Consider the following 9,968-nt stretch of genomic DNA (forward strand, 5'->3'; position numbering starts at 1 on the left):
GCCGATCCTCGATGCGGTCAGTGCAGCAGCACCAGCGTGGCCAGGCCAAGGAAAGTGAAGAAGCCCATCGAGTCGGTCACTGCGGTCAGGAAGATACCGCTGGCCAGCGCTGGATCGAAGCCGAAGCGTTTCAGTGTGAGCGGCACCAGCACGCCGGCCAGCGCTGCGAACAGCAGGTTGCAGGTCAGTGCGATGGCAATCACCGCAGACAGCCCGGGTGAATGGAACCAGGCCAATACGATCAGGCCCAGCACCGAGCCGAGCATCACGCCGTTCAGCAGCGCAACACGCACTTCCTTCCACAGCAGGGTGCGCGCGTTGGAGGCGCCCACCTGGCCCAGCGCCAGGCCGCGCACCATCAGCGCCAGCACCTGGGTGCCGGCGTTGCCACCGAGGCCGGCCACGATCGGCATCAGCACCGCCAGCGCCACCAGCTTGTCGATGGTGCCCTCGAAGTGACCGACCACGCTAGAGGCCAGGAAGGCCGTGCACAGGTTGATCGACAGCCACATCAGGCGGCGGCGCATGGCGCGCCAGACCGGGCTGAACAGATCCTCGTCCTCGTCCAGGCCGGCGGCGCCCAGCGCCTGGTGCTCGGCCTGGCCACGGATGATGTCGACCACGTCATCGATGGTGATGCGACCAACGAGGATGTTGTTCTCGTCCACCACCGGTGCGGAGATCCAGTCATGGTCGGAGAACTGCCGCGCGACTTCCTGGTCGCTCTCGCCGACGTCGATGGCCGGCTGCTCGTCGTCGATCAGGCGGTTGATCGGGGTGGTGTCCTCGTGGGTCACCAGTGCCGCCAGCGACACCCGGCCAAGGTACTGATGGCGCCGGCTGACCACGAACAGGTGGTCGGTGTGGTCCGGCAGTTCGCCGCGCAGGCGCAGGTAGCGCAGCACCACGTCCACGTTGACGTCGGCGCGCACGGTCACCACGTCCGGGTTCATCAGGCGGCCGGCACTGTCCTCGGGATAGGACAGCACCTGTTCCAGGCGCTCACGGTTCTCGCGGTCCATCGACTTGAGGACTTCGTCGATGACCGTATCGGGCAGGTCTTCGACCAGGTCGGCCAGGTCGTCGATGTCCAGGTCTTCGACCGCGGCGATGATTTCGTCCGGGTCCATGTCCGCGAGCAGGCTCTCGCGCACGTCGTCGCCGACGTGGACCAGCACCTCGCCGTCATCTTCCGGATCGACCAGGCCCCACACCACCTCGCGCTTGCCCGGCGGCAGCGATTCAAGCAGGTTGCCGATCTCGGCCGGGGCCAGGGTGTTGACCAGGCGACGCACCGGGCCCAGCCGACCGCTGTCCAGTGCGTCGGACAGCATCCGCAGTTGGCGCGCAGTCTTGTCGTGGCGTACGGCTTCAGCCATCGCAGCTCCCGCGGGATAAGAAAAGCCGCGATCCCGGCAAGGATGCGGCAACAGGGGTGTTCAGCGCGTCATTATCGCAAGGGGATGTTTCAACGCATAGCCGAGGGGCGGTGGTTGCGCCGGCCGCTGGCCCGCAATCGTCCCCATCGAAGTCCACGAGATTGCCGGCCAGCGACCAGCACCACCCTCGGCAGTCAGGCCGTTTCGGCCACCAGCGCCAGCCAGCGCTCGATCGCGCGGCGGTCGCGTGCGGCCAGCAGCTTCGGCGCGCGCGCGCGCAATGCGGCCAGATCGGCATCGCGGATCGCACGGCGCACTTCCAGCAGCGTGCCGGGGTGCAGGCTGAACTCGGTCAGGCCCAGCGCCAGCAGCAGCGGGGTCATCCGTGCGTCGCCGGCCATCTCGCCGCAGACCGCCACCGGGATGCGGTGACGCGCGCCGGTCTCGATCACCATCTGCAGCAGTCGCAGCACGGCCGGATGCAGTGGCGAATACAGTTCGCCCAGTGCCTCGTTGTTGCGGTCGGCGGCCAGCAGGTACTGCACCAGGTCATTGGTGCCGATCGACAGGAAATCGACCAGGTCGATGAAGCTCTCCAGCGCCAGTGCTGCCGCAGGAACTTCGATCATCGCGCCCAGCGGCACGTGGTCGGACACCATGTGGCCCTCGCCGCGCAGCTGTTCGGTCAGCTTGAGCATGCGCCGGCGCACCGCCAGCAGCTCCTCGCGGGTGCTGACCATCGGCACCAGCACGCGCAGCTTGCCGTAGGCGGAGGCGCGCAGGATCGCGCGCAGCTGGGTATCGGCCACCTTCGGGCGTGCCAGCGACAGGCGTACGCCGCGCAGACCCAGGGCGGGGTTCTCTTCATTGCTGAGGGTCAGGCCGGTGCGGTCGGCCTTGTCCGCGCCCAGATCGAGCGTGCGGATGGTGACCGGTCGCCCGCTCATGCCCAACGCGGCATCCCGGTAGGTCTGGAACTGTTCTTCTTCATCCGGCAGCTCGTTGCGCTGCAGGAACAGGAACTCGGTGCGGTACAGGCCCAGTCCCTGCGCGCCCAGCGCGTGCGCCTGGGTGACGTCTTCCAGCGATTCGGCATTGGCCAGCAGGGCGATGTCGACCTGGTCGCGGGTGCGGCTGGGCTTGCTGCGCAGGCGGCCGAGCTCGCGCTGCTCGCGCGCATGCTCCTTCAGGCGCGCGCGATAGTCACGCAGGTTGTCGGCCTGCGGGTTGGCGGTGATGCTGCCGTCGGCGCCATCGATGATCAGCACGTCGCCATCGGCGATGCGGCTGAGCAGCTGCGGAACGTTCACGATCAACGGCAGATGCAGGCTGCGCGCCAGGATCGCGCTGTGCGACAGCGCGCTGCCGGCGGCGGTGACGATGCCAACCACGCCCTGGGCCTGCAGCTGGGCCAGTTCGGACGGGGCGATGTTGTCGCAGACCAGGATCTCGCCGGCCAGGCCCTTCATCACCGGCGCGCGTTCAGGCTGCAGGAACGCGTGGATGCGGCCGATGACATGGTCCAGGTCGTCCATGCGGCTCTTCAGGTAGGCATCGTCCATGCCATCGAAGACCTTGGCCAGGCGGTCACGCTGCAGGCGCAACGCGTAGCCGGCACTGTAGGGACCGCTGCGGATCAGCTCGTCCAGCCCGAACAACAGCTCGGGATCGTCCAGCAGCAGCGCGTGCAGGTCCAGGAACTCGCCCACTTCCTGGTTCAATGCGCCATGCAGGCGCTGGCGCAGTTCGTGCATTTCCGTGCGCGCGGCATCCACCGCACGATGCAGGCGGGCCAGCTCGGCCTCGACCTGGTGGGCGCCGATGCGTTGCTCGGCCACCTCCAGCGCATGCGGCAGGCGTACCCGTGCGCGGCCCATCGCCGCGCCACGGGCAGCACCGTGCCCAGCCAGCAGCTGGACCGGCCGCTGGCCGGAAGGAACCTGGCCGGCGCGCGCGCGCGGCACGCTCAGCTGTCCTCGTCGAAGCGGCGCTCGAACAGACCGACCACCGCTTCCATCGCGGCGGCTTCGTCCTCGCCGTTGATGCGCACCGTGACCGGAGTGCCCTGGCCGGCGGCCAGCAGCATCACGCCCATGATGCTCTTGGCGTTGATCTCACGGCCCTTGGCGGCCATGGTCACGTTGCAGCGGAACGGCGCCAGGGTCTGCACCAGCTTGGCGGTGGCCCGGGCGTGCAGGCCCAGGCGGTTGCTCACGGTGAGTTCTCGTTCAAGCATCGTCGACTATCGCTCCATTACGGGTGCCCGCCGCGGCTGTGGCGGGCAGTAGATCCAGTCCCTGTTCCGGATAATTCATCACCCGCAGCAACATCGGCAGGCTCAGCGCCGATACCCGGCGAACCGGGGTCCCCAACCGGGCCAGCTGCCCGGCTAGGTTGGCGGGGCTGGCGCCGTACAGGTCGGTCAGGATCAGCACGCCATCCCCTGCATCGACCCGCCGCAGGGCGGCCGAGGCGAGCGGGAGCAGGGCGTCCAAGTCTGCGTCGAACGGTACTTCGAAAGCTTCGGTTTTCAGCGGCAATTGCCGCAGGAGCCGGGTCGCCACCTCAAGCAGGGCGGGCCCGACCCCCGGATGTGTTACGAGGAGAATGCCACAGGTCATTACTGCACGTTAACAGGTCAAGGTGAATTGGCGATAGCAGCAGATGAGGGGCACTGTGTCCCGTATTCAGCGTTGCTCGCAAGGGGAGCCTTTCCGTTGAGAAAGAGATCCGACCCCATCCGTTTTTCGATGCCTGACAGCGATTCATCCACGCACGCGTGGATCCATCGTGTCGACCAGGGTCGACACCCACCAACAGCACACGGAATCTGTCAGAGGCGGGGCGGTGTGGGCAGGCAGGACCGTTGGCGCCATGGATGGCGCCATCGAGCCCCCAAGGGTGAGGGCGCTTTGCTTGCGAAGCACTGCTTCGCAAGCGCCCGAACGCCCAGCCGCCAGCGGCTGGGCCGGACCGCGGAGCGGGGTTTACGGCGTGTGCTGCAGATCCACACCGCCCCGCCATCCCACGGAATGCCGCTTCTGCTGTTGCTGTTGCTGGCCAGCGGCCGGCACTACCGGCGGGTGCCGGGCGCAGCCCGGCCGACTCTCTCAATCCTGTTCGCGGTGATACGTGGCCACATCTTCCCAGCCCATCTCGCGGGCATGCCGGGCCAGGCGCTCGGCCAGGAACACCGAGCGGTGCTTGCCGCCGGTGCAGCCGAACGCCACCGTCACGTAGCTGCGGGTGCCATCCCCCAGTTTCGGCAGCCACGTATCGAGGAAATCCATCAGCTGGGCCAGGTAAAGCTGCACGTCCGGCTGTGCTTCCAGATAGTCGCGCACGCCCGGTTCGCGGCCGCTCAGCGCACGCAGATCGGGGTCCCAGTGTGGATTGGGCAGCACCCGCGCATCGAATACGAAGTCCGCCTCGGCCGGCACGCCGCGCTTGTACGCGAACGACTCGAACAGCAGGGACAGTCCGGTGGCATGGTCCAGCGTGAACTCGGTGATGATCCGCCGCCGCAGCTGATGCACGTTGAGGTTGCTGGTATCGATCACCGCATCGGCCTCGCGGCGCAGCGGTGCCGTCAATTCACGTTCGCGTGCGATCGCTTCGGGCAGCGACAGGCCCAGCTGGCTCAGCGGATGACGGCGCCGGGTGTCGGCGTAGCGCTTGAGCACAGCCTCATCGCTGGCCTCGAAGAACAGTACCTTCACTTCCACGCCGGCGTCAGTGGCCAGCTGCCGCCAGTTACCCAGCTGGCTCAGATCGGCCTGTCCGCGAACGTCGATGCCCACGGCCAGGCGGCGCGGCGCGCTGCCGTCATGGTTGGCCAGCAGGCTGCGCACGAAGTCGGGCAGCAGATTGATCGGCAGGTTGTCCGAGCAGTAGTAGTCCTGGTCCTCGAAGGTCTTCAGGGCGACGGATTTACCCGAGCCGGACAGGCCGCTGACGATGATCAGGGTCGGGGCGGAGGGGGTGACGGTGCTCATGGACAGGCTCTTCGAGGGGCAGGGAAATCAGGGTGTTCGCCGTTCCAGCAGGTTGCTGTGGCGGGCGATGAACATAGCCGCCGGGTCGATGCCCTTGGTGCGCAGGATGTGCAGGCGGGTCGCGGCTTCGGTCAGTACGGCCAGGTTGCGGCCGGGCATCACCGGCAGGGTGATCAGCGGAACGTCCAGGTCCAGCACATGGCGGGTGCCCGAATCGCCGGTCAGGCGTTCGTAGCCATGTGGGGTGGGTTCGGTCATCGGCTTGGTCAGGTGGACGATCAGCCGAAGGTACTTGTTCTTCTTTACAGCCGTGTCGCCGAACATCTCGCGCACGTTGAGCACGCCCAGGCCGCGCACTTCCAGCAGGTCCTGCAGCAGTTCGGGGCAGGTGCCGTCGAGTACGTCCGGGGCGATCTGGGTGAACTCGGGGGCATCGTCGGCGACCAGGCGATGGCCGCGGGTGAGCAGCTCCAGCGCCAGCTCGCTCTTGCCCGATCCGGCCTCGCCGGTGATCAGCACGCCGATGGAATAGATCTCCATGAACACGCCGTGCAGGATCACCCGCGGCGCCAGCGTACGCGCCAGATGGTAGGACAGGTGGTTGAGCAGTTCGTGGCCGCGCTTGGGCGAGAGCCACAGCGGCGTGCCGGATTCGTCAGCAGCGGCGCGGAGGTCTTCCGGGCAGGGCTGGTTGCGGGTCAGCACCAGCGCCAGCGGGTGCGACTGCATGATCTTTTCGATGGTCTCCCAGCGCTGGCGTGGTTCCAGTGCATCCAGCCAGGACAGTTCCTCGGTGCCCAGGATCTGCACCTTGTTGGGATAGATCGCGTTGAGGTAGCCGGCCAGCGAGGGACGCCGCGAGACGGTATTGCCGGCCTCCAGCTCGCGCTTCTCACCGGACTTGCCGGCGGCCCAGCGCAACCCCAGCCGCTCGCGCTGCTGTTCGAACAGTTCACGGGCGGTGATGCTGGTATTCATGCGGCACTCGCAGGAGGGGTCATGTCCAGCGCCTCGCGCAGCGCCCGGGCATCGCCCGCTTCGCGCAGGGCCTGGCGGATGTCCGGCGCGGAAAACAGTTCGGCCAGCTCGGACAACAGCATCAGGTGCTGGTGGGTGTAGTGGGCGGGGACGGCCATGGCGAACACCAGGTCCACCGGTTCGTCGCCGCCGAAATCGACCGGGGCGGCCAATCGCAGCAGGGCGCCACGGGGGCGGTCCAGGGTCGGCGCGCGGCCGTGGGGGATGGCGATGCCATGGCCGATCGCGGTGCTGCCCAGGGCTTCGCGCTGGCACAGGTTCAGATAGATCTGTTCGGCATTGGCCTGGCGGCAGGCCAGCAACCCGGCGGCGGCCTGCAGGACGCTGTCACGGTCGGTGGCCGTGCAGAGCTGGGTCTGCACGGCCGCCAGGAGGTCAGTCAGGGGCATGTCTGCGGGGAACGGTGGCGATCAGCCACCATTGTCGCCCACCGGCAGCGGCGCGTGCTGCTGTTTTTTCTCCTTGTGCTTGATCACCAGGCGGTCAAGCTTGTCCGCAAGCAGGTCGATCGCGGCATACATGGTCTGGGCATTGGCCTCCGCGTGCAGGGTCTGGCCCGGGATGTTGAGGCTGGCGTCGACATGGTGTTCGGTCTTCTGCAGCTTGAGGGTCACCCGCGCTTCGCAGTGCTGGTCGAAGTGCTTTCCGATCCGGGCCAGCTTTTCCTCCACATAGGACTGCAGGGCCGGGGTGACTTCGACATCTTTGCCAAACGTTTCGATGCGCATCGGGTTTCTCCTGTGTTCGGATGTGCCAATGAACCTCTCCGCCGGGCGCGGCGGCGCGTCAAGCGATTCTGACCCTTTCGTGCGAGGCGGAAATGTTCATGGCTTCACGATACTTCGCCACGGTGCGCCGCGCTACTGGGATTCCCGACGATTTGAGCAGGTCAGCCAGCTTGGCGTCAGAAAGCGGCTTGCGCGGATTCTCATCGTCGATCAGGCGCCGGATCATCGCCTGGATGGCGGTGCTGGACGCCTCGCCGCCGCCGTCGGTATCGATGCCGGAGGCGAAGAAGGCCCGCAGTGGCAGGGTGCCGCGAGGGGTGCGCACGTGCTTGCGGGCGATCGCACGCGACACCGTGGATTCGTGCAGGCCCAGTTCGGTGGCAATCTCGCGCAGGGTCAGTGGGCGCAGCGCCTGCTCGCCGAATTCAAGGAAGCCGGCCTGCTGCAGGATCAGGCTGCGCACGACGCGCAACAGGGTTTCGCCGCGCTGCTGCAGGCCTTTCAGCAGCCAGCGTGCTTCCTGCAGCTGGGCACGCAGGTAGCCGGCATCGGCATCGCCGCAACGCCGGATAAGCTGTTCGTAGCCGCGGTGGATCACCACCTTCGGCCCGGCATGGGCGGCCAGTGCAGCGCGCCACACGCCGTTCTGCCGCCATACCACCACGTCCGGCACCACGTAAGTGTCCTGCGACAGCGGTGCGATCTGCGTGCCCGGGCGCGGGTCCAGCGAGCGCAGCAGCGCGACGGCAGTCTCGACCTCGTCCATCGGCTGCTTCAACTCATGAGCAAGCCCGGCGACGCCACTGCGTGGCAGCCGTTCCAGCGGGCCTGCGGCAATCTGTCGCGCCAGCGCCAGCCCGGGCGTTTCGCCGGGCAGCACATCCAGCTGCAGCAGCAGGCATTCGCCCAGCGTGCGTGCAGCCACACCCACCGGATCGAAGCGCTGGATGCGATGCAGCACGGCGAGGATCTCGTCCTCACCGGCGTGGATCGCCGGCAACAGGGTGTCGGCGATGGTGCCCAGCGGTTCGCGCAGATAACCGTCATCGTCCAGTGCATCGATGAGCGCGGCACCGATGCTGCGATCACGTGGGGACAGATGCGACAGATGCAGCTGCCACAGCAGATGGTCGGCCAGCGTTTCGGTTTCGGCTACGCGCTCGGCGGCGCTGCCATTGTCGTCGTCATCGTCGAAGCTGCCGCCGCTGCCGGACGCGTTCCAGTCCAGTTCCGCCGGCGCCCAGTCGTCGCCGGCATCGGCGCGTTCTGCGGGCGCATCGTTGTCGTCGCCTTCGCCGGCAGGACTGCTGCTGTCACTGCTGTCGGCCCAGTCCAGCAGCGGATTGCTTTCCACCGCCTGCGCGATTTCCAGCTCCAGCTCGGTGGTGGACATCTGCAGCAGCTTGATCGCCTGCTGCAACTGGGGCGTAAGCACCAGTTGCTGTCCCAACGATGTCTGCAGCCGAGTCTTCATGCCTGTGCCGAAAGGAAGGAAAGGGACCCGGCGACTGCTTCACAGCTTGAAGGAATCCCCGAGGTAGACGCGGCGTACATCGGCGTTGTCCAGGATCGCTTCCGGCGAACCCTGGGCCAGCACGCTGCCCTCGGCGAGGATATACGCGCGGTCGCAGATACCCAAGGTCTCGCGCACGTTGTGGTCGGTGATCAGCACGCCGATGCCACGCTGCTTGAGATGGGTGACGATGCGCTGGATCTCGCCGACCGAAATCGGATCGACACCGGCGAACGGCTCGTCAAGCAGGATCAGGCGCGGCTGCGCTGCCAGGGCGCGGGCGATCTCGCAGCGGCGGCGTTCGCCACCGGACAGGCTGGCGCCAAGCTGGTCGGCAACATGGCCCAGCTGCAGTTCGTCGAGCAGGCTGTTCAATTCGCGCTCGCGGCCGGCCGCATCCAGGTCTTCGCGCAGCTCCAGCACCAGGCGGATGTTGTCGGCCACGGTCAGCTTGCGGAACACCGACGGTTCCTGCGGCAGATAGCCCACGCCCTGCTTGGCGCGGGTATACATCGGGTCGCCGGTGATGTCCTTGCCGTCGAGCACGATGCTGCCAGCGTCAGCCGCAACCAGGCCGACGATCATGTAGAAGCAGGTGGTCTTGCCGGCACCGTTGGGGCCCAGCAGGCCGACCACTTCGCCGGCGTCGAGGGTCAGCCCGAAATCCTTGACGACTTCGCGCTGCTTGTACTTCTTGCGCAGGCCCTTGGCGACGAGCATTACTTCCTGCTCCCGGCCGGCTGCGCCGGCGTGGTGGCCTTGGGCTGTGCCGCAGGCGCGGCCGGGGTCTTGTTCTTCGGCGGGATGACGGTGCGCACACGGCTGCCGTCACCACCGGAGTTCATTTCGCCGGTGCGGGTGTTGTAGACCATGCGCTGGCCGGCATTGGTGCCGCGCGCGCTGGTGACCTTGTAGTTGCCGGTCAGGGTGATGATCTCGGTCTTGATGTCGTAGTCGATGCGGTCGGCAACGGCATCCATCCAGGTGCCGTCATCGAGCTGCTGCTTCATCTTGGCCTGCTTGCCAGTGAACACCGCGCGCACGGCTTCGCCATCCTTGAGGTAGATCTCGGCCTCGGACGAGCGCAGGTCCAGCGTGCCCTGGGTGATGATCACGCCCTGCGACAGCACGGTCTTGCCGTCGCCGGTGAGCGTGCCGGACTGGGCGCCGGAATCGATGTGCATGTCTTCGTTGCGGTCGGTGGACTTGGCGAAGGCGGCGCTGGGGACAAGAAGACCGAGCGCGAGTACGGCGGCAAAGGAAATCTTCATCGGGGTCCGTTCTACCGGTGGGGGCCTCCCGGGCGGGCCGGGGG

Annotated in this window: 11 protein-coding genes; all 11 read right to left on the reverse strand. The window is 67.1% G+C overall.

The features are described from left to right. Positions 1-17: 17 nt before the first annotated feature. On the reverse strand, positions 18-1,379 hold the full coding sequence (gene mgtE / locus O0J15_RS09185; RefSeq protein WP_019659456.1) for a magnesium transporter: 1,362 nt from the start codon (positions 1,377-1,379) through the stop codon (positions 18-20). 194 nt (positions 1,380-1,573) lie between these two features. Beyond that, on the reverse strand, positions 1,574-3,343 hold the full coding sequence (ptsP, locus tag O0J15_RS09190) for a phosphoenolpyruvate--protein phosphotransferase (protein WP_019659455.1): 1,770 nt from the start codon (positions 3,341-3,343) through the stop codon (positions 1,574-1,576). Positions 3,344-3,345: 2 nt separating this feature from the next. Further along, complete coding sequence (locus O0J15_RS09195) at positions 3,346-3,615, reverse strand: HPr family phosphocarrier protein (RefSeq protein ID WP_005408385.1); 270 nt, start codon at positions 3,613-3,615, stop codon at positions 3,346-3,348. Continuing rightward, a complete protein-coding gene (locus O0J15_RS09200) occupies positions 3,608-4,000 on the reverse strand; it encodes a PTS sugar transporter subunit IIA (RefSeq protein WP_111103436.1) in 393 nt (130 codons plus the stop codon). Before O0J15_RS09200 ends, O0J15_RS09195 begins: the two co-directional genes overlap by 8 nt. Positions 4,001-4,489: 489 nt before the next feature. Then, positions 4,490-5,374 carry an RNase adapter RapZ gene (gene rapZ, locus O0J15_RS09205; protein WP_308305525.1) on the reverse strand — a complete coding sequence of 295 codons (885 nt, stop codon included), beginning with the start codon at positions 5,372-5,374 and terminating at the stop codon, positions 4,490-4,492. A 27-nt stretch (positions 5,375-5,401) separates the two neighbouring features. Beyond that, positions 5,402-6,352 carry an HPr(Ser) kinase/phosphatase gene (gene hprK, locus O0J15_RS09210; protein WP_019659452.1) on the reverse strand — a complete coding sequence of 317 codons (951 nt, stop codon included), beginning with the start codon at positions 6,350-6,352 and terminating at the stop codon, positions 5,402-5,404. Continuing rightward, positions 6,349-6,801 (reverse strand): PTS sugar transporter subunit IIA, encoded by a 453-nt coding sequence (locus tag O0J15_RS09215; protein ID WP_019659451.1) that lies wholly within the window; start codon positions 6,799-6,801, stop codon positions 6,349-6,351. The genes hprK and O0J15_RS09215 overlap by 4 nt, the downstream gene beginning before the upstream one ends. A gap of 21 nt (positions 6,802-6,822) precedes the next feature. After that, entirely contained in the window at positions 6,823-7,140 is a 318-nt protein-coding gene (gene raiA, locus O0J15_RS09220) for a ribosome-associated translation inhibitor RaiA (protein WP_004147311.1), read from the reverse strand. Between the two features lie 58 nt (positions 7,141-7,198). Further along, positions 7,199-8,614 carry an RNA polymerase factor sigma-54 gene (locus O0J15_RS09225; protein ID WP_308305526.1) on the reverse strand — a complete coding sequence of 472 codons (1,416 nt, stop codon included), beginning with the start codon at positions 8,612-8,614 and terminating at the stop codon, positions 7,199-7,201. 39 nt (positions 8,615-8,653) lie between these two features. Continuing rightward, positions 8,654-9,373 carry an LPS export ABC transporter ATP-binding protein gene (gene lptB / locus O0J15_RS09230; protein ID WP_019659449.1) on the reverse strand — a complete coding sequence of 240 codons (720 nt, stop codon included), beginning with the start codon at positions 9,371-9,373 and terminating at the stop codon, positions 8,654-8,656. Further along, entirely contained in the window at positions 9,373-9,924 is a 552-nt protein-coding gene (gene lptA / locus O0J15_RS09235; RefSeq protein WP_019659448.1) for a lipopolysaccharide transport periplasmic protein LptA, read from the reverse strand. Before lptA ends, lptB begins: the two co-directional genes overlap by 1 nt. Positions 9,925-9,968: the final 44 nt, after the last annotated feature.

Source organism: Stenotrophomonas sp. Sm10, assembly GCF_030985515.1.
In the GTDB taxonomy this organism is placed as follows: domain Bacteria; phylum Pseudomonadota; class Gammaproteobacteria; order Xanthomonadales; family Xanthomonadaceae; genus Stenotrophomonas; species Stenotrophomonas hibiscicola.